This window comes from Rhizobium sp. N324 (assembly GCF_001664485.1).
Classification (GTDB): Bacteria; Pseudomonadota; Alphaproteobacteria; order Rhizobiales; family Rhizobiaceae; genus Rhizobium.
This window is the reverse complement of sequence record NZ_CP013634.1, coordinates 190,003-210,179: the sequence shown is the minus strand read 5'-3', so window position 1 is coordinate 210,179 and position 20,177 is coordinate 190,003. Positions and strand designations below refer to the sequence as shown.

Genomic DNA, 20,177 nt, shown 5'->3' with positions numbered 1-20,177 from the left:
GTTAAGAACAATGTTGAAAGAACTTCGCCCGGCCGTCGTCATGATCGTCGCCACCACCGCGATCACCGGCCTCCTCTACCCCCTCGCCATGACCGGTGCCGCCCAGGCCCTCTTCCCCGCCCAGGCGAACGGCAGCCTCGTCGAGAAGAACGGTCAGGTGATCGGCTCGACGCTGATCGGTCAGGCCTTCACCGCAGACAAGTATTTCCACGGCCGTCCGTCGGCTGCCGGCGACGGTTACAATGCGGCCGCCTCCAGCGGCTCCAACCTCGGCCCGACCAGCCAGAAACTGATCGACCGCGTCAAGGGCGACTACGAGGCCGCCAAGGCGACGAACCCCAATACGCAAGTGCCGGCCGACCTCGTCACCGCATCGGGCAGCGGCCTCGATCCCGACATCTCACCCGAGGCCGCCTACTTCCAGGTGCCCCGGGTCGCCAAGGCACGAGGCCTGGACGAGGCCAAGGTCAAGGCGCTGGTCGACGGCGCCGTCCAGGCCCGCGAACTCGGCCTTCTCGGCGAACCCACCGTCAATGTTCTGGCGTTGAATCAGAGGCTTGATGCTTCTATGACTGAGTGAGTTTCGTTGGCTGGGCACGCCTTCTCCTTCTCCCTCATCCCTGTGCTCGTCACAGGGATCCAGCAGCCGCGTCGGCGGCGCGGGAGACTTCTTTCACGCGAAGGACTTCGCGTGGCTGGATTCCTGTGACGAGCATAGGAATGAGGAGAAGGAGGCGTAGCGCCCATCCTCAAGCACAGGCATCTGCAGAAAGACCAAACGCATGCCAGACGACAATCGCGACCAGGCCGGCAGGCCATCGCCCGATGCGCTTCTCGAAAAGGCCCGGGCGGAGATGCGCGGTCGTCTGAAGATCTTTCTGGGCGCCGCGCCGGGTGTCGGCAAGACCTATGAGATGCTGATCTCCGGCCGCGCCAAGATCGCCGACGGTCTCGATGTCGTCATCGGCGTCGTCGAGACCCATGGCCGCAAGGAGACCGAGGCGCTGGTCGCCGGCTTCGAGATCATCCCCCGCGTCGAAATCGACTATAAGGGCCGGGCGCTCGAGGAAATGGACCTCGACGGCATCCTTGCCCGCCGGCCCGATCTCGTGCTGGTCGACGAACTCGCCCATACCAATGCCGAGGGCAGCCGCCATCCGAAACGCTATCTCGACGTCAAGGAATTGCTCGATCGCGGCATCGACGTCTATACGACGCTGAACATCCAGCATGTCGAAAGCCTGAACGACGTCGTCTCGCAGATCACCCGCATCCGCGTGCGCGAGACGGTGCCGGATTCGATCATCGACCTTGCCGACGACGTCGAGATCATCGATCTGACGCCGGATGATCTGATCAAACGCCTGCATGACGGCAAGGTCTATATGCCGCGCACCGCCGAACGGGCGCTGACCAATTATTTCACGCCCGGCAACCTGACGGCGCTGAGGGAGCTGGCGCTGCGCAAGACCGCCCAGCGTGTCGACGACCAGTTGCTCACCCATATGCAGGCCAACGCCATCTCAGGCCCCTGGGCGGCGGGCGAACGCGTCCTCGTCTCGGTCGACCACCACCCGCGCTCCGCCTCGCTGGTGCGTTACGCCGCCCGCATGGCCTCGCGGCTGCGCGCGCCCTGGGCGGCCGTCTATATCGAGACCAACCGCTCGATCAATCTGACCGAAGCCGAACGCGATACCGTCGCGGCGACGCTGCGGCTTGCCGAACAGCTCGGCGGCGAGGCGATCACCCTTCCCGGCCGCGAGGTGGCCGAAGAACTCGTCCGCCATGCCAGCGCCAACAACGTCACCCATATCGTCATCGGCGCCCCGAAGAAGCCGACCTGGCGAGACTGGTGGAGCCGGTCGATCACCGACGAGCTGATCCGCAAGACCGGCGAGATCAGCGTCCATGTCATCTCGGGCACCGAGAAGGACGGCACCACCGCGCGCGGCATCAAGTCGGCCGACACCGCGCCGCCACTGGATTTCCGGGCCTACCTGCTGGCGACCGTCTATGTCGCCATTGCGCTCGCCGTCGGCGTCGTGCTCGACCAGGTGCTCGACGTGCGCAACTTGGCCCTGGTCTTCCTGATGGCGGTGCTGACCTCCGCCGTCCTGCACGGCCTGCGGCCGGCGCTTTACAGCTGTATCCTCGGCGCGCTGTCCTTCAACTTCTTCTTCCTGCCGCCGCGCTACACGCTGACGATCAGCGATCCGGAAAGCGTGCTTGCCCTGTTCTTCTTCCTGGGCGTCGCCATCATCGCCAGCAATCTGACCGCCACCGTGCAGCGCCAGGCCGCCGCCGCGAGGCAGCGGGCGCGCACGACCGAGGATCTCTATCTCTTCTCGAAAAAGCTCGCCGGCACCGGCACACTCGACGACGTGCTGTGGGCGACCGCCTTCCAGCTCGCCTCGATGCTGAAGGTCCGCGCCGTGCTGCTGCTGCCTGAGGAGGGCAGCATTGCCGTCAAGGCCGGTTATCCCCCCGACGACACGCTCGACGATGCCGATATCGCCGCCGCCCGCTGGGCCTGGGAGCACAACCACGCCGCCGGCCGCGGCGCCGATACGCTGCCCGGCGCCAAGCGCCTCTATGTGCCGCTCAGAACCGGGCGCACCGCCGTCGGCGTCATCGGCCTCGACAGCGACCGCCGCGACGGACCGCTGTTGACGCCGGAGCAGCAGCGGCTGCTCGATGCCCTGGCCGACCAAGCGGCGCTTGCCATCGAACGTGTGCAGCTCGTCGCCGATGTAGATCGAGCACGGCTGGCGGCCGAAGCCGACCGGCTGCGCTCGGCCCTGCTCACCTCGATTTCGCACGACCTGAAAACGCCGCTTGCTGCTATCCTCGGCGCCGCCGGCACGCTGCGCGATTACTTCGCCTCGATGCCGGAGGAGGATCGCAGCGACCTTCTGACAACCGTCGTCGACGAATCCGAGCGCCTCAACCGTTTCATCGCCAACCTGCTCGACATGACCAAGATCGAATCCGGCGCGATGGAGCCGAACTCTGCGCTGCATTATGCCGGCGATATCGCCGGCAGCGCGCTGCGCCGTGCGGCAAAGATCCTCGAACGGCACCGAACCGAGATGAGCATTCCCGCCGACCTGCCGATGGTGCGCGTCGACCCGGTGCTGTTCGAGCAGGTGATCTTCAACCTGCTCGACAATGCCGCGAAATATGCGCCCGAGGGCTCCGTGGTCCATATCGGGGGCTGGGCCGATGCCGACAACGTCGTCCTGCAGGTCTCGGACGAAGGCCCGGGCATCCCGCCGGCCGATCTCACCCGTGTCTTCGATACCTTCTATCGCGTGCGCAAGGGCGATCAGGTGCGCGCCGGCACCGGCCTCGGCCTTTCCATCTGCCGCGGCTTCATCGAGGCGATGGGCGGCACGATCGCGGCCGGCAACCGGGCCGGCCGTTCGGGCGCCGTCTTTACCATCCGCCTGCCGATACCCACCGACATTCCGAAACTGGATGAACTCAAATGACCGGTTCAGCCGTCAAAATCCTCGTCGTCGACGACGAGCCGCCGATTCGCAAGCTGCTCCGCGTCGGCCTGACCGCGCAGGGTTACGAGGTGCAGGAGGCGGCCAACGCCGCGATCGCCCGCCAGTCGGTTGCCGACGGCATGCCCGACCTCATCGTGCTCGACCTCGGCCTGCCCGACACATCAGGCCACGAGCTGCTGCAGGAATGGCGCGACCAAGGGCTTTCCATGCCGATCGTCATCCTCTCCAGCCGCACCGACGAGGCCGGCATCGTCAATGCGCTGGAAAGCGGCGCCGACGATTACGTCACCAAACCTTTCGGCGTCAACGAACTCGGCGCCCGCATCCGCGTGGCGCTGCGCCACCGGTTGCAGCAGCAAGGCGAAAAAGCGATCTTCCAAACCGGCGGGCTATCGATCGATTTGGTCAAGCGCATCGTCAAGGTCGACGGCCAGGACATCAAACTGTCGCCCAAGGAATACGACATCCTGCGGGTGCTCGCCCAGCATGCCGGCAAGGTGCTGACCCATCAGTTTCTTCTAAAGCAGGTCTGGGGGCCCGCGGCGGATGTGCAGTATCTGCGCGTCTACATCAGGCAGCTGCGGCAAAAAGTCGAACAGATTCCCGACCAGCCGCACTATATCACCACCGAGACCGGCGTCGGCTACCGGCTCAGGGAACCGGACTGACCGCCCTTCCCTACCGCTGCCCGAACACTTTCGAGCCAGAACCGCACTGAGAATGACATGAATCTTCCCAACATCATCCGGCCGGAACACACCTTCATCGGCGTATCGGCCCCGACGAAATGGCGCGCGCTGCAGGGTATCGCGGATAAGGCGGCCAAGGCCTTCTTCGTCGACGGCCAGATCATCCTGAAGGCGCTCGAAGCGCGCGAGAAGCTCGGTTCCACCGGCATCGGCAACGGTATCGCCATTCCGCATGCGGCGATCGACGGCATGACCAGCCCGCGCGGCCTTCTCCTCCGCTTCGCCCAGCCGCTGGATTTCGAGGCGATCGACGATATCCCGACCGATATCGCCTTCGTGCTGCTCTTCGGCGAGAACAATCGCGGCGAATATCTGAACGTGCTGTCCGCCATCGCCCGGCGGCTGCAGTCGGACGGCGTGCTCGCCGCCATGCGCAAGGCAAGGACGGCCGACGAATTTTATTCCGATTTCATCGCCGACTCCAGGGTGTGAAAAAGGCGCGGTCCGAAGGCCGCGCCCCACTCGTTTGCGATCAGACGATCTTAGAAATCGCGCTGGAAGCGCAGGAAGCCGAACACGTCGTCGTCGCCTTCGTCCTCATCGTGATACTGCACGCTGAGCTTGGTGCGGAGGTCGTCGACGATGCGGTAATCGATCGTGACACCGGTGGTGTAGGCGCTGCCGCCGCTGAAGCCGTTGCCGTCAGCGTCGAGCGAGATGTTTTCGAAGTACTGGAAGCCAGGGGTGACCGACCACTTGTCGTTGATCTTCAAGGCGTATTCTGCTGCGATCGTCCATTCGGACTCTTCGTAGTAGTAGTTGGCGCCGCTTGCCCAGACGCCGGCGATGCCGAGCGTGCCCGGGCCGATATCGGCATAGACGATGCCGCGGACAGCAACTTCGCTGGTGTCGGTGTCATAACCGGCCAGCAGGTAAGCGCTGATGGCGCCGGCCTTGTAGGAGACCTGGCCTGCGACACCAAAATTGTTCGGGCCTTCACCCGGCTTGGTGGCGTAGTCGTCTTCCAGTTCGTCGACCGAGAGGCCGGCCGTGAAGGCGCCCGCCTCGTACTGATAACGGATCGAGTTGTGCGTCGTCTCGTTGCTGGCGAGCGTATCGGTCTCGCCGCTCATGTCGTCGTCCCACCAGCTGTAAAGCTTACCGACTCGGAAACCGGCAATGTCGATATAGCCTTCGTCGAGCAGAGCTTCCTGGTCGGAGGCGCTGTCGGCATTGTAACGCAGCGTGATGACGCCGGTGAGCGTGCCGTACTCGGTGTCGTTCTTGGCCTGGAAGGTGACCTGACCGCGAGTCCAGAAGTTTACGTCGGAATCGCCGGATATATGGTCACCGAAGCGCACTTCGGTACGGATATAACCGCCAATCGAAAGGCATGTTTCCGTTCCCGGAATATAAAAATAGCCGGTCCCGTAGGCGTCGCAAACGCGAACATATTCCACGGGCTCGGGTTCCGCCGCCACGATGGCGTCGGCTGCGCGGGCTCCGGAGGCCGCGGCAAGGGCGGCTACGGAGGCAAAAAGGATAGTTCTGATATTCATTTTCAATGGCCCTAAACAGGTTTGGAATGCGGGGCACATGGTCAAGGGATGCCCCCGCGTAGCGGTCAGCAAATACGACCGCACGGTCGCCATATAGGAATGCGCAAGTGTCATCGCGGCAAAATCTGGGCAAAAATCCGCACCACCATGGCGCTTTCGTGGAGGAACTGTGGCCAAAAAGGCACGACGCTTTCAGTCCGGCGGCCGCGACCGGCAATTGGCCGCGGCCAACTCCGGGACGTCTATTTCAAGATCACCCCTTAAATGGAATGACATTCTAACGTCAGGGACGGAACGGGAAGAACCTTCGTTTCATTATACGACTGACTTGATAGAGTTAAGACAGAAAACAGGAGGGTTCCCATGCAGACACAACGGCTCACCCGGCTCCTTGCGGCCGCGGTCATGGCGGGCAGCTTCGCGATCGGGAGCATTGCTCCTGCTTTCGCGGATCAGACGCTGCTCAACGTTTCCTACGATCCGACCCGCGAATTGTACAAGGATTTCAATGCCGCCTTTGCCGCCAAGTGGCAAAAGGACAGCGGTGAAACCGTGACCATCCAGGCCTCGCACGGCGGATCCGGCGCCCAGGCCCGCTCGGTCATCGACGGTCTCGATGCCGACGTCGTCACGCTGGCGCTGGAAGGCGATATCGACGCGATTTCCAAGGCGACCGGCAAGATCCCCGCCGACTGGAAGACCAAATTTCCGAACAATTCGACGCCTTATACGTCGACGATCGTCTTCCTCGTCCGCAAGGGCAATCCGAAGGGCATCAAGGATTGGGGCGACCTGGTCAAGGATGACGTGCAGGTCATCACGCCGAACCCGAAGACCTCGGGCGGCGCCCGCTGGAACTTCCTCGCCGCCTGGGCATGGGCCAAGCAGGCGAATGGCGGTGACGAAGCCAAGGCGCAGGATTACGTCGCCAAGCTGCTGCAGCACGTTCCGGTTCTCGATACCGGTGCCCGCGGCGCAACGACCACCTTCGTCCAGCGCGGCCTCGGCGATGTGCTGCTTGCCTGGGAAAACGAAGCCTATCTCTCGCTCGAAGAGCTCGGTCCCGACCAGTTCGAGATTGTCACGCCGAGCTTCTCCATCCGCGCCGACCCGCCGGTCGCCATTGTCGACGGCAATGTCGACAAGAAGGGCACGCGCAAGGTCGCCGAAGCCTATCTCAACTACCTCTATTCGGACGAAGGCCAGAAGATCGCCGCCAAGCACTATTACCGGCCGATCAAGCCTGAAGCCGCCGATCCGGCCGACATCGCCCGCTTCCCGAAGCTGACGCTCGCGACCATCGACGACTTCGGCGGCTGGAAAAGCGCACAGCCGAAATTCTTCGGCGATGGCGGGGTATTTGACCAGATCTACAAGCCGGCCCAATAATAGACTTCATGAAAGCACATAGCCCCACGCGGTGGCGGTTCAGGCGGCCGAGTGTCATTCCGGGTTTCGGAATGGCGCTCGGCTTTACCTTGACCTGGCTCACCCTTCTGATCCTCATCCCGCTCTCGGGCCTTGCCGTCCGGTCGAGCGCGCTCGGCTGGGAGAAATTCTGGTCGATCGCGCTCGATCCGCGCACGCTGAACGCGCTGCGCATCAGCTTCGGCAGCGCCTTCATCGCCGCGATCGTCAACGCCGTCTTCGGCATCCTGCTGGCCTGGGTGCTGGTGCGCTACCGCTTTCCCGGCAAGCGCATCATCGATGCCATGGTCGACCTGCCCTTCGCGCTGCCGACCGCCGTTGCCGGCATCGCGCTGACGACGCTTTATGCGCCGAACGGCTGGATCGGCCAGTTCCTGACGCCGCTCGGCATCAAGATCGCCTTTACGCCTGCCGGCATCGTCGTGGCCCTGATCTTCGTCGGCCTGCCCTTCGTGGTGCGCACCGTGCAGCCGGTGATGGAGGAAATCGACAAGGAGGTGGAGGAAGCCGCAGCAACGCTCGGCGCCAACCGTTTCCAGACGATTTTCCGCGTGCTGCTGCCGGGGCTGGCTCCGGCCGTGCTCACCGGCTTTGCGCTCGCCTTTGCCCGCGGCGTCGGCGAATACGGCTCGGTCATCTTCATCGCCGGCAACCTGCCGTTCAAATCGGAGATCGCGCCGCTGCTGATCATCATCAAGCTCGAAGAGTATAATTATGCGGCGGCGACCGGCATTGCGGCGATCATGCTGATCATCTCGTTCTCCATGCTGCTGGTCATCAATCTCATTCAGAGCTGGAGCAGGCGGAGGTACGGCTATGGCGCTTGATGCGACCGCTCAACCGGTGAAGCTGCGTTCGGTCACCACCGAAAACCGGATCGCGCGCTTGACGCTGATCATCCTTTCGCTGGTCTTCCTGCTGCTGATCCTGCTGCTGCCGCTTGCAGCCGTCTTCGTCGAGGCCTTCCGCAAGGGTGCCGGCCCCTTCATCGAGGCGCTCGGCGATGCCGAAACCTTCTCGGCGATCCGCCTGACGCTGATCGTTGCCGGGGTCAGCGTGCCGCTCAACCTCGTCTTCGGGGTTGCCGCCGCCTGGGCGATCGCCAAGTTCGAGTTCAAAGGCAAGGCCTTCCTGACGACGCTGATCGACCTGCCCTTCTCGGTTTCCCCGGTCATATCGGGCCTGGTCTTCGTGCTGCTGTTCGGCGCCAATACCTGGCTTGGCCAGTGGCTCAGTGCCCACGACATCAAGATCCTGTTTGCGGTGCCGGGCCTGATCCTCGCCACCATGTTCGTCACCTTTCCCTTCGTCGCCCGCGAGCTGATCCCGCTGATGCAGGAACAGGGAACGGCCGACGAAGAGGCAGCCCTTTCGCTCGGCGCCAGCGGCTGGCAGACCTTCTGGCACGTGACGCTGCCGAACATCAAATGGGGCCTGCTCTACGGCGTGCTGCTCTGCAACGCACGCGCCATGGGCGAATTCGGCGCCGTCTCGGTGGTGTCGGGCCATATCCGCGGCCAGACGAACACCATGCCGCTGCAGGTGGAAATTCTCTATAACGAGTATAATTTCACCGGCGCTTTTGCCGTCGCCACGCTATTGGCCTTGCTGGCGCTCGTCACTCTTGTTTTGAAGACGCTGCTGGAAATGCGCTATAGCGCTGAAATCTCCGCCAGCCGGCGGCACTGAAGGATTTGGAATGGAAGTACGCGTTCAAAACATCCGCAAGGAATTCGATCGTTTTCCGGCGCTGCACGATGTCTCGCTCGGCATCCGCTCCGGCGAGCTGATCGCGCTGCTCGGCCCGTCGGGCTCCGGCAAGACGACATTGCTGCGCCTGATCGCCGGTCTCGAAAGCCCGACCGAGGGACAGATCTTCTTCGGCGACGAGGATGCCTCGAAGAAGTCAGTGCAGCAGCGCAATATCGGCTTCGTCTTCCAGCATTATGCTCTGTTCCGCTACATGACGGTGCTCGACAACGTCTCCTTCGGCCTGAGGGTTAGAAACAGCGCGCGCCGGCCGGCCAAGGCCGATATCCGCAAGCGGGCGCTTGAGCTGCTCGACCTCGTGCAGCTTTCCGGCCTGGAAAAACGCTACCCGGCCCAGCTTTCCGGCGGCCAGCGCCAGCGTGTGGCGCTCGCCCGCGCCATGGCCGTCGAGCCGAACGTACTGCTGCTCGACGAACCTTTTGGGGCGCTCGACGCCCAGGTGCGCAAGGACCTGCGCAAATGGCTGCGCGAGATCCACGACCGCACCGGCCACACCACCGTCTTCGTCACCCATGACCAGGACGAGGCGCTGGAGCTTGCCGACCGCGTCGTCGTCATGAGCCAGGGTGCGATCGAGCAGGTCGGCACGCCCGATGAAGTCTACGACAATCCGAACTCGCCCTTCGTCTTCGGCTTCATCGGCCAGTCGAACTGCCTGCAGGTCGATATCTCGGACGGCGACATCCGCTTCGAAGGCCGCTCGCTCGGCCTCAATGCCGAGGGCGAGCCGGATGGCCCGGCGCAGATCTATTTCCGCCCGCATGACGTCAGGCTCTGCGAATCGGCTGAAAACTGCATCGCCGGCCAGCCGGTTTCCAGCCGCCGCGTCGCCGGCACCCGTCACATCGAACTGGATATCGGCAACGACCGCCCGCATATCGAGATCGAACTGCCGCCGAGCGAGGCCGACAGGCTCGACCGCCACCGCGTGGCCTTCAAGCCGACCCGCTGGAAGCTGTTCCGCAGCTGATGGGGGTTGTTGGCATAGCCCGACTCCTCGCAGGACTCTCATTTGGCGAGAGGCTCTTTGGCTTTTTGTTATCTATGGTTGTTTGTATTTTTGTCACATGACGAGTAAAAGATTTTCACGTTAATAAGTAGGACTAATCCCACAGGAGGCACCTTGCGTTGAGGGCGGAGATTTCCTTTGGAAAATCCCTGATCGGGATTTTGTTCGTAGGGCTGGCGGCCGCAGGCTGCACGACGACACCGAAACCGGCGGCAACGGCGGCGAAGACGAAGGTTCAACCGGCAAAAGTCACCTTCAATTATACCAACAAGGACCGCGACTGCCTGCAGCGCGCGATGTATTTCGAATCGCAGCATTCCGATGAGGACGGCTACATGGCCGTCGGAACCGTGGTCATGAACCGGCTGACGTCAGGCGCCTATCCGCCGTCGATCTGCGGCGTCGTCGCCCAGGAAAAGCAGTTTGCGCCGGGCGTGATGACGCGTGAAGTCAAGCCGCAGGCCGAAACCGAGCTGGCGACCGCCGCCGATGCGATCTTGAAAGGCGCCCGCCATCCTGCGGTCAAGGATGCGATGTTCTTCCACACCGACGGGCTGAAATTCCCTTACAACAACATGCATTATGTGGCGGTCGCCGGCGGCAACGCCTTCTACGAGAAGCGCGGCGCCGATGGCATGCTCCAGACACCGCCGCCGCTGCCCGCCTATGAGGTGGCGATGAATTATGTGCCCGGTGAGAGCATACTGCCGCCGCAATTCGAGGCGCTGATCCCCTCGGCCGTTCCCGTTCCTCTGCCGGCGCCGGATCCGATGCCGACGGCGAGCACGATGTCGCCGATCAATGCGGCGCCCACGGCCGCCCATATGGCGCCCGTCGCAAATCCCATGCCGATGCAGATCACGGCCCCGGTAACCGAGCCGGAACCCTCGATCGAACCCGACCCGGGAATGCGGATCGCGATCCCCATCCCCCGCCCCGCCTATGACAGCGTCATGCTGCGCGGCAGCGTCGCGGCGAACGGCGGCTAAGCCCGTCGTTCCTCCGATTATGGGTTAAATTGCAGGGCGCTCAGGCGCGCTCTTCCCACACCTTGGCGAGTTCCACGATCGTCTTGACCGCCTTTTCCATATCCTGACGGCTGACCCATTCGAGCGGCGAGTGGAAGGCATGGCCGCCGGCGAAGATGTTCGGGCATGGCAGGCCCATGAAGGAGAGCCGCGAGCCGTCCGTGCCGCCGCGGATGCTGCCGCGCACCGGCGTCATGCCGGCCCGACGCACGGCTTCGATGGCGTTGTCGACGATCTCCGGATGGCGGTCGAGCACCACCTTCATGTTGCGATACTGTTCCTTGACCTGGAAATGATAGGTCGAGCCGGGATAGCCAGCCATCACCTCTTTGACGATGGCCTCGACTATCGATTCCTTTTCCGCGAGCCCCTTGTCGGTGAAATCGCGGATGATGAGGCTGAGCGACGCCTTCTCCATCGAACCGGTCACGCCTGTCGGATGGATGAAGCCCTGCTTGCCCTCGGTCGTCTCCGGCGCCAAGTCCTTCGGCAGCCGGTCGATGATGGCGCCGGCGATCTTGATGGCGTTTTCCATCCGGTCCTTGGCGAAACCCGGATGGATCGCCACGCCTGAGATGGCGATCTCGACTCCATCGGCCGAGAAGGTTTCATCCTCGATATGGCCTGATGTCTCGCCGTCCATCGTATAGGCGAAGTCGGCGCCGAGTTTCTTCAGGTCGACCTTGTTGACGCCGCGCCCGACTTCCTCGTCGGGGGTGAACAGGATCTTGATCGTCCCGTGCCGGATCTCGGGATTGTCGATCAGGACCTGCGCGGCCGTCATGATTTCCGCCAGCCCGGCCTTGTCGTCGGCGCCGAGCAAGGTCGTGCCATCGGTGGTGACGATGTCGTTGCCGATCTGGTTGTTCAGCTCCGGATGCTCGGAAACCCGGATGAGCCGGCTCGGATCGCCTTCCAGTTTGATATCGCCGCCGGCATAATTCCCAATGATCCGCGGCTTGACGCCCGTGCCGCTGAAATCGGGCGCCGTATCCATATGCGAGCAGAAGCAGATGACCGGCACCGGCTTGTCGCTGTTTCCAGGAATGGTCGCATAGACATAACCGTATTCGTCGAGATGCGCGTCGGCAAGACCGATCTGCAGCAGTTCATCGACCAGCACCCGGCCGAGATCCTTCTGTTTTTCGGTGGTCGGCTGCGTCGACGAAGAGGGATCGGATTGGGTGTCGATAGCGACGTAACGGAGAAAACGGTCGAGAACGGTATCGGTCATGGCATCCAATCCAGCAAAGGTCACCGGAAGATATAGCCCTCACGGGTGATACGGCAAAAGTTTTTTCCGCTCGCAATGCGTGAGGATTGACCTGATCAATCGACGCGTATTCCCTCGCCGTCGAACACATGCAGGTACTGCGCCGGGAAAGCCACATTGACCTTCGGCCCCGCCTTCAGCGCCTCGCGATCGAGCGTGAAGATCTTGAACGGCAGGCCATGCAGAGCGAGATGCAGGATGATGCCGAAGCCGGTGGGTTCGACGAGTTCGACATCGGTGGCAAGGCCCGCCCCGTCATTCGTCATCAGCACATGCTCGGGCCGGATGCCGAGCGTCACCTTGGCACCATCTTCAAGCGGCAGCGGCTTTGCCAGCGGCACGATCGTGCCGTCCTGCAGCTTGACGCCGCCGTCGACATAACTCGCCGCGAGGAAATTCATTCCCGGCGAGCCGATAAAGCCGGCGACGAACAGATTGGCGGGGTGGTCGTAGAGTTCGAGCGGACTGCCGACCTGCTGCACCACGCCGCCATGCATGGCGACGATCCGGTCGGCCAGCGTCATCGCCTCGATCTGGTCGTGGGTGACATAGATCGAGGTCGCCTTCAGATCGCCGTGCAGTTTCTTGATTTCGGCGCGCATCTGTTCGCGCAGGCGCGCATCGAGGTTGGAGAGCGGTTCGTCGAACAGGAAGGCCTTCGGCTGGCGCACGATGGCGCGGCCCATGGCGACGCGCTGGCGCTGGCCGCCGGAAAGCGCCTTCGGCCGGCGTTCGAGCAGCGGATCGAGACCGAGCTTGGCGGCGGCGGCGGAGACGGCGCTGGCGATCTTCTCCTTGGCCGTCTTCCGCAGTTTCAGGCTGTAGCTCATATTGCCGGCGACGTTCATATGCGGATAGAGCGCATAGGACTGGAACACCATGGCGATGTCGCGGTCTTTGGGATGCAGTTCGTTCACCCGCGCGCCTGAAATGCGGATCTCGCCGGAGGTGACATCCTCCAGCCCGGCGATCATGCGCAGCAGCGTGGATTTGCCGCAGCCGGAGGGGCCGACGAGCACGACGAACTCGCCATCCTTGATCTCCAGGTCGACGCCGTGCAGCACCTGCACATGGCCGTAGGCTTTGCGGATATTCTGGATATCGATCGATGCCATTTGTTTAACCCTTGACCGCGCCGGCCGTCAGGCCCTGGACGAGATAACGCTGGATGAGCAGGAAGAAGAGGCCGGCCGGAATGAGCGCCATGACGCCCGCCGCCATCATCTGCCCGAAATCCACCGAGAACTTCGAAACGAAGGTGAGAAGCCCGACCGGGAAGGTCGCCGCGTCATTGCCGTTGATCAGCATCAGCGCGAAAAGCAACTCGCTCCAGGCGGCGGTGAAGACGAAGCCGAGGGTGGCGGCGATGCCGGGCAGCGTCAACGGCAGGATGATCTGGCGAAACGCCGTGAACTGCGTGGCGCCGTCGATCATCGCCGCCTCTTCCAGATCCTTGGGAATGCCGTCGAAGAAGGACTGCATCAGGAACGTGGCGAAGGGCACGTTGAAGGCGGTGTAGACGATGACCAGCCCGGCCAGGCTGTTGGTCAGATGTAAGGGCGACAGGATCTTGAAGATCGGCGCGACCAGCATGACGAGCGGAAACATCTGGGTCAGCAGCATCAAGGCGACGATCCAGTATTTTGCCCGGAAATTGAAGCGCGACAGCGCGTAGCCCGAGAGCGAGGCGCAGATCGTCACGGTCACCGCTGTCGAGGCCGAGACGATTAGGCTGTTCTTGAAGAAGGTCGGAAAGGCGCTGTGCTGCAGCACGAAGGCATAGTGATCCCAGGTCGTGCGCGACGGCCACATGCGCACGCCTTCGCTATAGAGCAGATCGTTCGGCGTCACCGAGACCTTGAGCAGCCAGAACAGCGGGAAGAGCGCGAAGGCGATATAGCAAAGGATCGCCAGACGGTGCGCGATGGTGGGGATGACGGATCGTCTCATCGGCTCAATCCTTGTTCAGCAGCGTCTGCCGCAGCAGGATGATCAGCATCGAATAGGCAAGCAGCAGCGCGAGCAGCACCAGCGCGATCGCCGAGGCATAACCGAAATCGAGCCGCTTGAACGCCGTCGTGAAGATATAGCTCGCGACGATCTGCGTGCGGTCGGCCGGCCCGCCATTGGTCATGACGACGATGAGATCGGCGAAATTGGAGATCCAGACGGTGCGCAACAGCACGGTGATGGCGATGGTCGGCGCCAGAAATGGCAAAGTGATCGAGCGGAAGCGCTGGAACCAGCCGGCGCCGTCGATCGACGCCGCCTCGTAAAGATCGCGCGGGATCGCCTGCAGGGCGGCGAGCAGCGTGATCGCAAAGAAGGGAATGCCCCACCAGACATTGGCGACGATCGGCCCCCACATCGCATAATTGGGATCGGAAAGGATATTGCCCGGCTCATGCATCAGTCCGAGGGAGAAGAGCCAATGCGGGATCGGCCCGATGACCGGATTGAACAGCCATGCCCAGTTGAGGCCGGCGAGGAAGGAGGGCACCGCCCAGGGCAGGAAGACCAGCGCCTGCGCGATCGCCCGGCCCGGGAACGGTTTGTCGAGCAGCAGCGCCAGGATGAGCCCGAAGGCGAATTGCAGGACGACGGAAGCGCCGGTCCACCAGAGCGTGTTCCGCAGCGCGCCATAGAAGGCGGCATCGCCCGCAAGTTCGCGAAAATGCTCGAGCCCGATGAAGCCGCCGGAAAATGGGTTGAGCAGCTGGATATCGCGAAAGGCATAGGACACGCCCAATGTCAGCGGCACCAGCATGACCGCGATGATCAGGATCAGCGACGGGGCGCTGTAGAGATAGGGCTCCGAAGCATCGGCAAGACGCCGCAGCCACGGCCTGCGGTCGCGACGTATGTCGAGCGTATCGGCGGAAGTGGTCATCAGTGCGTAATTTCCATTGTCTACCCGGTTGCGGATTTCGCGTGGGTAATGCCTCTGAAAACTGGGCGGCCGCAGCCCCCTCATCCGCCTGCCGGCACCTTCTCCCCGCTGGGGAAAAGGAGGAATGAGGCGGCGCCGCGACTCCCTTCTCCCCTCGGGGAGAAGGTGGCCCGAAGGGTCGGATGAGGGGGCCGCAGTCGCCCCCTTCACCCCTTACTTCTTGCTCAGGAACTTCTGCTGCGCCTTGGTCAGATAGTCCGCCCACTGGTCGGCCAGATCCTTCGCCGAGATATCGCCGAGCAAGGCTTGCTGCGAGGTCTTGATCGCCAGCGAATCCTTGAAGAAGGCGAATTCTTCGAGGTAGGTCGGCATCACCGTCGGCACCGTGTTCGGATCCGCCAGTTCCTCGAACCAGCCCTTGAACTGGTCGCCGGCATAGAAGGGATCCTTCTCGGCTGCCGTATAGGCCGGCAGGGCGCCGATGCGCTTGTTCCACTCGATATTGCCTTCCGGCCCTTCGAGGGTGGCGATCAGCTTCCAGGAGAGATCCTTGTTGCCGCTGGTCGAAAACATCGACCAGCCGCCATAGCCGATGGTCGGGAAGGACTTGCCGTCAGGCCCCTTCGGCAGCGGCATGACGCCGAAATCTTCCTTCTTCATGCGTTCGGCGATGGCGATCAGCGCATCCGGATCCTGATCGAGGAAGGCGCAGGTGCCGGAATAGAAGCCGGCGACGACTTCGTTGAAGCCCCAGTTGACGCTGTCCTTCGGCGCATAGCCCTTCTTGTAGAGATCGACCATCCATTCGATGCCCTTGGCCCAGCCGGGGCTGTTCATCGTCGAGGTGCCGTCTTCCTTGAAGTACTTGTTGTCGCCAGCCATCGAGGCGGCGAAGATCATCCAGCCGTTGAGGCCGCCCGGTCCGCCGCGCATGCAGTAGCCGTATTTGCCCGACAGTTTGGAGACCTTTTCCGAAGCGGCGGTGAATTCCTCCAGCGTCTTCGGCGATGCTGCGACACCGGCTTCCGAAAGCAGCTTCTTGTTGTAGAACATCGCCCTCAAATAGAAGCCGTAGGGCAGCATATAGGCGGTGTTCTTGACGTCGCGGCCGAGCTCAAGGGCGCGCGGCGTCAGCTCCTTGGTATGCTCCCACTTATCAAGATAGGGCTCGAGGCTTTCGAGCATGCCGTTATTGGCATAGAGCGACAGCCAGGTGTCGGGCATCTCCATCACATCGGGCACGTCGCCGGCCGACACCATGGTCGCGAACTTCTGGAACGCCTCGTTCCAAGGCAGCGAGATGATGTCGACCTTGGTGCCGGGATTGGCGGCCTCGAACTTGCCGACGATCGATTTCAGCGTTTCGGTGCGCTCCGGGCTGGTGATGACTTCGACAAGCTTCAGCGTGGTATCGGCAAAGGCCGTACCCGCCATCATCGAAGCAAAGAGCGTCGAGATTATTAGTTTTTTCATGCTCAGTTCCCCCTTTTAGGTTCTTAGGTTTCAGGATTGCGAGGCGGCGGCGAGCGCCTCCTCGATGTCTCTCCACAGCGCCTCGGTTCCTTCGAGGCCAACATGGAGACGTACGGATCGCGCATGGATGCCGAAGGCTTGCGCGGAATTCGGCTGTGCCTTCTGCTGCAGCACCACCTCGCCCGGTACGATCAGGCTTTCATGGCCACCCCAGCTTACACCCAATTTGAAGAGCTTGAGATGGTCGGCGAAGGCGCGGATATCGACGCCGTCGCGGAAGATGAAGGAAAAGAGGCCCGAGGTGCCGTTGAGGCCGGCCGGCAGCCGGTTGGCGAGGCCGGGATGGCAGACCGTCTCCACTACATCGAGCCGCTGCAGGCGCTTGGCGATCTCAAGCGCCGATGTCTCATGCGCCCGCATGCGGAGCGGCAGCGTGCGCAGGCCGCGGATCAGCAGCCAGGCGTCGAAGGGCGAAAGCTTGCCGCCGAGATAGGGATAGGCTTCGGCCTTGATGCGGGCGATCATCTCCTTCGAGCCGGCAACGATGCCCGCCACCACATCGCTGTGGCCGCCGAGATATTTCGAGGCCGAATGGATGACGAGATCGACGCCGAGTGTCAGCGGCCGCTGGAAGAACGGGCTTGCCCAGCTGTTGTCGATCATCGAGATGGCGCCATGGCGCTTGGCGAGAGCGGCGAGCGCGCCGACATCATGCGCCTCCATCACCCAGCTCGTCGGGCTTTCCAGGTAGAGCAGCTTGGCGCCGGGCAGCGCTTTGGCAACCGCCTCTTCGTCGCGCCCGTCGACATAGGTCACCTCGATCTTCATCCGCTTCAGGATAGTGCCGAACAGGCGGAAGGCATCGGGATAGACGTGTTTGACGGCAACGATGCGGTCGCCCGGCTCGACGAAGCTCAACACGGAAGACGAGATCGCCGCCATGCCGCTGGCAAAACCCAGCGCATCCTCGGCACCTTCGAGCTTGGCGAGCATCTCTTCAAAGGCGCGCACCGTCGGGTTCAGGCCGCGCGTATAGGTCGGCCGCACCTTCTCGCCGCGATAGACGGTGATCATCTCCTCATAATCGGAAAAGGTGAAAAGCGAGGTCTGGAAGATCGGCGGCACGACGGCATCGGCGAAGTTGCCGTCGTCGTGGGCGGTGATGAGGGAAGCAAGATCGAACGGGTCTTCACCGCTGCTCATTTGGACATTTCCTTGATGTCTTCCTCGACGATGTCGAGAATTTTCAATGTTTCCGCCCGCGCCGCCTCGGCGTCCCCGGCGGCGATCGCGTTGAAAAGGGTGCGGTGAAAGGGAAAGGACCGGCGGGCGAAATCCTGCCGGTCGAAGGGATGCTCCCAGAAGCGCTCGAAAGTCTCGCGCATCTGTTCGAGCAGCTGGCGAAACAGCGGATTGTGGGTGGCGTCGTAAACGGCGAGATGGAAGGCCAGATCCTCCGGCCCTGAGGTGCCCTTCTCCAGATGCACCCGCTCCATCTCGTTCAACTTCTCCTCGATGACGACGAGATCCTTGGCCGTGCGCCGCCGCGCCGCCACCATGCCCGCCTCGCATTCGATGCCGCGGCGCACTTCGAGCGTCTGCAGCAGCGCATCGCGCAGATGCGCCGCATCGAAAGACAGCGGCATATGGATCGTCGCCCGGGACACCGGCTTCAGCAGATAGGTGCCGCTGCCCTTGCGCGTCTCGATCACCCCGAGCGCCTGAAAATGACGGATCGCTTCGCGAATGGTCGAACGTCCGACCGCAAGGGCCGCCATCAGCTCCCGCTCCGCCGGCAGCCGGTCCCCCGCCTGCAGGCGCGCATCCTCGACATAGTCCGCCAGCGCATCGGTCACCTGACGCGCGCGGTCCATGGCGGGAAGCGGCCGGATCACCGGCCTATCGCTAAGCTTTGCCTTCATGGTTCCCAATATTTCTTGTCAGGCAGTCAAGCTTCGAAATTGGTCTGACATCTTAGCATTTCTCAAAGATGAGAAGACGTCAAGTCGTGTTTGTTGGCTTCGTGGCCGGGGCTCCACAATCCCTTTTTAAACTCAACCATGGCCTCAAAGTACCTGAACCGACGCCCCTTGATCGGGCGCAAAGGAAAACACCGCAATGTCGTCGACCGACGCGGACGGCGCGGTCGTCGAATTCTTTACGATTTCCGAGGCCGCGGATGCAGGCTGGTGGCTTACGGCAGCACGCGGTGGAACCGGCTCCCCGTTCGGGTGTTCCTCTCGATCAACAAGGGAGCTTCCAAATGACCTACGTCGCATCGCCGAGCTACGACCGCAACGACGCCAGCCGCGCTTCCAACCTTCGTCAGTGTCTCGATACCGCCAGACGCCACCTCAATGAGACTGCGCACAGCTCGGAAACCGAGAAAATCGAGACTCTCGTCGCTTCCGCCATCGAGGCGGGCTGGGAAGAGGATGAAGTGCGCGAGGCACTCAGCGCCGGCGTCGAGCACGGAAACAAGATGCCGGAGCAGGAACTACCCGTCCCGACTATCGGCGTGGTCTCTTCGTCATCTTTCTGACAAGCGGCGGAAGCTTGCCGGGCGATCTGATCCCTTCCCCCAACGTGTCGCGGGTCAAACCGGCGAAGCTCGTTTCGCGCTCCTCTCGCCCCGCGCCATCCGGCGCGGGGCGATGTCCATGTTTGTCGTCTGGAAAAACGATAGGCGCCCTCGCAACGTCCATATGATATCAGTCCGCGACAGTTGCCAGATCGACCAACGCCTTGATCGGCAAATGATCCGAGGCGATGCGGGCGAGCGGTGTGTCATGCGCCTCCACCTCCGAGATGATCCCCTTGCGGTTGGCGATGATGCGGTCGAGGGCGAGAAGCGGCAGGCCGGCGGGGAAGCTGGGGACGGCGGGCGGCAATTCTCCGAAAGCGGATTGGAAGGTGTTGAGCGAGGAGCGGTCGCCGAGGCGCCATTCGTTGAGGTCGCCGAGCAGGATGGTCGGCATCTCCTGTCGGTCGTTGATGAGTTCGACCAGCATGCGGGCCTGTTGGGCTCGGTTATGGCGCAGCAGGCCGAAATGCGCGGCGATGATGCGCAGCACCCCGCCCTGTTCGAGCTCGATCTCGGCGACGAGGGCGCCGCGCGGCTCCAGGCCCGGCAGCTTGACCTGGTGCACATCATGCACCAGTCCCTTCTTGAAGAGCACGACATTGCCGTGCCAGCCATGCGCCTTGGCCATGCCGGCGACCGGCACCGGGATCAGCCCGGTTTCCCGCTCCAGCCGGCCGAGATCGAGAATGCCGGTGCGCTCGCCGAAGCGCGTATCGGCCTCCTGCAGCGCGATGACGTCGGCGCCGATTTCATGGATCACCCGGCTGGTGCGCTCGGGATCGAAGCGCCGGTCAGTGCCGACGCATTTGTGCACGTTGTAGGAGGCGATCAGCGTTCCGGCGCTGCGCGGCCGTGTCTCGGTATAGGCGGGATCAAGCCGCTTTTTCCGGCTCCTGATCGAAGCCAGAATGCTGGCGGGAAGATTGACTTTTCTGGCGTGCATCGGACGGCGCAGCTGTTCC

Annotated in this window: 19 protein-coding genes; 10 read left to right on the top strand and 9 right to left on the bottom strand. The window is 62.7% G+C overall.

Features of this window, described 5'->3' with window-relative positions; translation table 11 throughout:
• The first annotated feature begins 10 nt into the window (after positions 1 to 10).
• From kdpC to AMK05_RS28585, 4 genes are all read left to right on the top strand, one after another.
• On the top strand, positions 11 to 580 hold the full coding sequence (kdpC, locus tag AMK05_RS28600; protein WP_064843303.1) for a potassium-transporting ATPase subunit KdpC: 570 nt from the start codon (positions 11 to 13) through the stop codon (positions 578 to 580).
• Between the two features lie 202 nt (positions 581 to 782).
• Positions 783 to 3,491: a sensor histidine kinase gene (locus tag AMK05_RS28595; RefSeq protein WP_064843301.1), complete on the top strand. Its 2,709-nt coding sequence runs from the start codon at positions 783 to 785 to the stop codon at positions 3,489 to 3,491.
• Positions 3,488 to 4,180: a response regulator transcription factor gene (locus AMK05_RS28590; RefSeq protein WP_064843299.1), complete on the top strand. Its 693-nt coding sequence runs from the start codon at positions 3,488 to 3,490 to the stop codon at positions 4,178 to 4,180. The genes AMK05_RS28595 and AMK05_RS28590 overlap by 4 nt, the downstream gene beginning before the upstream one ends.
• 57 nt (positions 4,181 to 4,237) lie before the next feature.
• Positions 4,238 to 4,693 (top strand): PTS sugar transporter subunit IIA, encoded by a 456-nt coding sequence (locus AMK05_RS28585; protein WP_064843297.1) that lies wholly within the window; start codon positions 4,238 to 4,240, stop codon positions 4,691 to 4,693.
• A gap of 50 nt (positions 4,694 to 4,743) precedes the next feature.
• Here AMK05_RS28585 and AMK05_RS28580 read toward each other — a convergent pair whose 3' ends face one another.
• A complete protein-coding gene (locus AMK05_RS28580; RefSeq protein ID WP_064843295.1) occupies positions 4,744 to 5,760 on the bottom strand; it encodes a porin in 1,017 nt (338 codons plus the stop codon).
• 363 nt (positions 5,761 to 6,123) lie between these two features.
• Between AMK05_RS28580 and AMK05_RS28575 the strand changes: the two genes are divergently transcribed.
• The 5 genes from AMK05_RS28575 (at position 6,124) to AMK05_RS28555 (ending at position 10,956) form a co-directional block, all read left to right on the top strand.
• On the top strand, positions 6,124 to 7,149 hold the full coding sequence (locus AMK05_RS28575) for a sulfate ABC transporter substrate-binding protein (protein ID WP_064843293.1): 1,026 nt from the start codon (positions 6,124 to 6,126) through the stop codon (positions 7,147 to 7,149).
• 8 nt (positions 7,150 to 7,157) lie between these two features.
• A complete protein-coding gene (gene cysT, locus AMK05_RS28570) occupies positions 7,158 to 8,015 on the top strand; it encodes a sulfate ABC transporter permease subunit CysT (protein ID WP_064843290.1) in 858 nt (285 codons plus the stop codon).
• On the top strand, positions 8,005 to 8,877 hold the full coding sequence (gene cysW, locus AMK05_RS28565) for a sulfate ABC transporter permease subunit CysW (RefSeq protein WP_064843287.1): 873 nt from the start codon (positions 8,005 to 8,007) through the stop codon (positions 8,875 to 8,877). The genes cysT and cysW overlap by 11 nt, the downstream gene beginning before the upstream one ends.
• Positions 8,878 to 8,887: 10 nt before the next feature.
• Positions 8,888 to 9,928, top strand: a complete 1,041-nt coding sequence (locus AMK05_RS28560; RefSeq protein WP_064843285.1) for a sulfate/molybdate ABC transporter ATP-binding protein — start codon at positions 8,888 to 8,890, stop codon at positions 9,926 to 9,928.
• A 158-nt stretch (positions 9,929 to 10,086) separates the two neighbouring features.
• Complete coding sequence (locus AMK05_RS28555; protein ID WP_064843283.1) at positions 10,087 to 10,956, top strand: cell wall hydrolase; 870 nt, start codon at positions 10,087 to 10,089, stop codon at positions 10,954 to 10,956.
• Between the two features lie 40 nt (positions 10,957 to 10,996).
• Here the strand turns inward: AMK05_RS28555 and pepT are convergent, their stop codons facing one another.
• The 7 genes from pepT to AMK05_RS28520 all read right to left on the bottom strand — a co-directional run bounded on the left by pepT (position 10,997) and on the right by AMK05_RS28520 (position 18,553).
• Positions 10,997 to 12,229, bottom strand: coding sequence for a peptidase T (gene pepT / locus AMK05_RS28550; protein WP_064843833.1), 1,233 nt, complete (start codon positions 12,227 to 12,229; stop codon positions 10,997 to 10,999).
• Between the two features lie 95 nt (positions 12,230 to 12,324).
• Positions 12,325 to 13,383 carry an ABC transporter ATP-binding protein gene (locus tag AMK05_RS28545; RefSeq protein WP_064843280.1) on the bottom strand — a complete coding sequence of 353 codons (1,059 nt, stop codon included), beginning with the start codon at positions 13,381 to 13,383 and terminating at the stop codon, positions 12,325 to 12,327.
• Between the two features lie 4 nt (positions 13,384 to 13,387).
• The gene (locus AMK05_RS28540) at positions 13,388 to 14,218 is read right to left on the bottom strand and encodes a carbohydrate ABC transporter permease (protein WP_064843278.1); all 831 of its coding nucleotides are present in this window, start codon (positions 14,216 to 14,218) and stop codon (positions 13,388 to 13,390) included.
• A 4-nt stretch (positions 14,219 to 14,222) separates the two neighbouring features.
• A complete protein-coding gene (locus tag AMK05_RS28535; protein WP_064843275.1) occupies positions 14,223 to 15,158 on the bottom strand; it encodes a carbohydrate ABC transporter permease in 936 nt (311 codons plus the stop codon).
• Between the two features lie 213 nt (positions 15,159 to 15,371).
• The gene (locus tag AMK05_RS28530) at positions 15,372 to 16,631 is read right to left on the bottom strand and encodes an ABC transporter substrate-binding protein (protein ID WP_064843274.1); all 1,260 of its coding nucleotides are present in this window, start codon (positions 16,629 to 16,631) and stop codon (positions 15,372 to 15,374) included.
• Positions 16,632 to 16,661: 30 nt separating this feature from the next.
• A complete protein-coding gene (locus tag AMK05_RS28525) occupies positions 16,662 to 17,834 on the bottom strand; it encodes a PLP-dependent transferase (protein WP_064843271.1) in 1,173 nt (390 codons plus the stop codon).
• Positions 17,831 to 18,553 carry a FadR/GntR family transcriptional regulator gene (locus tag AMK05_RS28520; RefSeq protein ID WP_064843269.1) on the bottom strand — a complete coding sequence of 241 codons (723 nt, stop codon included), beginning with the start codon at positions 18,551 to 18,553 and terminating at the stop codon, positions 17,831 to 17,833. The genes AMK05_RS28525 and AMK05_RS28520 overlap by 4 nt, the downstream gene beginning before the upstream one ends.
• Before the next feature lie 341 nt (positions 18,554 to 18,894).
• On the opposite strand from AMK05_RS28520, the gene AMK05_RS28515 reads away from it, so the two are divergent.
• Positions 18,895 to 19,173: a hypothetical protein gene (locus AMK05_RS28515; RefSeq protein ID WP_064843267.1), complete on the top strand. Its 279-nt coding sequence runs from the start codon at positions 18,895 to 18,897 to the stop codon at positions 19,171 to 19,173.
• A gap of 169 nt (positions 19,174 to 19,342) precedes the next feature.
• On the opposite strand, the gene AMK05_RS28510 is transcribed toward AMK05_RS28515, so the two are convergent.
• Complete coding sequence (locus AMK05_RS28510; protein WP_064843265.1) at positions 19,343 to 20,158, bottom strand: endonuclease/exonuclease/phosphatase family protein; 816 nt, start codon at positions 20,156 to 20,158, stop codon at positions 19,343 to 19,345.
• Positions 20,159 to 20,177: the final 19 nt, after the last annotated feature.

What these genes read in the sequence shown, in the direction of transcription:
- kdpC (WP_064843303.1), top strand. Translation starts at nt 11, where the DNA reads ATGTTGAAAGAACTTCGCCCGGCCGTCGTCATGATCGTCGCCACCACC.
- AMK05_RS28595 (WP_064843301.1), top strand. Translation starts at nt 783, where the DNA reads ATGCCAGACGACAATCGCGACCAGGCCGGCAGGCCATCGCCCGATGCG.
- AMK05_RS28590 (WP_064843299.1), top strand. Translation starts at nt 3,488, where the DNA reads ATGACCGGTTCAGCCGTCAAAATCCTCGTCGTCGACGACGAGCCGCCG.
- AMK05_RS28585 (WP_064843297.1), top strand. Translation starts at nt 4,238, where the DNA reads ATGAATCTTCCCAACATCATCCGGCCGGAACACACCTTCATCGGCGTA.
- AMK05_RS28580 (WP_064843295.1), bottom strand. Translation starts at nt 5,760, where the DNA reads ATGAATATCAGAACTATCCTTTTTGCCTCCGTAGCCGCCCTTGCCGCG.
- AMK05_RS28575 (WP_064843293.1), top strand. Translation starts at nt 6,124, where the DNA reads ATGCAGACACAACGGCTCACCCGGCTCCTTGCGGCCGCGGTCATGGCG.
- cysT (WP_064843290.1), top strand. Translation starts at nt 7,158, where the DNA reads ATGAAAGCACATAGCCCCACGCGGTGGCGGTTCAGGCGGCCGAGTGTC.
- cysW (WP_064843287.1), top strand. Translation starts at nt 8,005, where the DNA reads ATGGCGCTTGATGCGACCGCTCAACCGGTGAAGCTGCGTTCGGTCACC.
- AMK05_RS28560 (WP_064843285.1), top strand. Translation starts at nt 8,888, where the DNA reads ATGGAAGTACGCGTTCAAAACATCCGCAAGGAATTCGATCGTTTTCCG.
- pepT (WP_064843833.1), bottom strand. Translation starts at nt 12,229, where the DNA reads ATGACCGATACCGTTCTCGACCGTTTTCTCCGTTACGTCGCTATCGAC.
- AMK05_RS28545 (WP_064843280.1), bottom strand. Translation starts at nt 13,383, where the DNA reads ATGGCATCGATCGATATCCAGAATATCCGCAAAGCCTACGGCCATGTG.
- AMK05_RS28540 (WP_064843278.1), bottom strand. Translation starts at nt 14,218, where the DNA reads ATGAGACGATCCGTCATCCCCACCATCGCGCACCGTCTGGCGATCCTT.
- AMK05_RS28535 (WP_064843275.1), bottom strand. Translation starts at nt 15,158, where the DNA reads ATGACCACTTCCGCCGATACGCTCGACATACGTCGCGACCGCAGGCCG.
- AMK05_RS28530 (WP_064843274.1), bottom strand. Translation starts at nt 16,631, where the DNA reads ATGAAAAAACTAATAATCTCGACGCTCTTTGCTTCGATGATGGCGGGT.
- AMK05_RS28525 (WP_064843271.1), bottom strand. Translation starts at nt 17,834, where the DNA reads ATGAGCAGCGGTGAAGACCCGTTCGATCTTGCTTCCCTCATCACCGCC.
- AMK05_RS28520 (WP_064843269.1), bottom strand. Translation starts at nt 18,553, where the DNA reads ATGAAGGCAAAGCTTAGCGATAGGCCGGTGATCCGGCCGCTTCCCGCC.
- AMK05_RS28515 (WP_064843267.1), top strand. Translation starts at nt 18,895, where the DNA reads ATGACCTACGTCGCATCGCCGAGCTACGACCGCAACGACGCCAGCCGC.
- AMK05_RS28510 (WP_064843265.1), bottom strand. Translation starts at nt 20,158, where the DNA reads ATGCACGCCAGAAAAGTCAATCTTCCCGCCAGCATTCTGGCTTCGATC.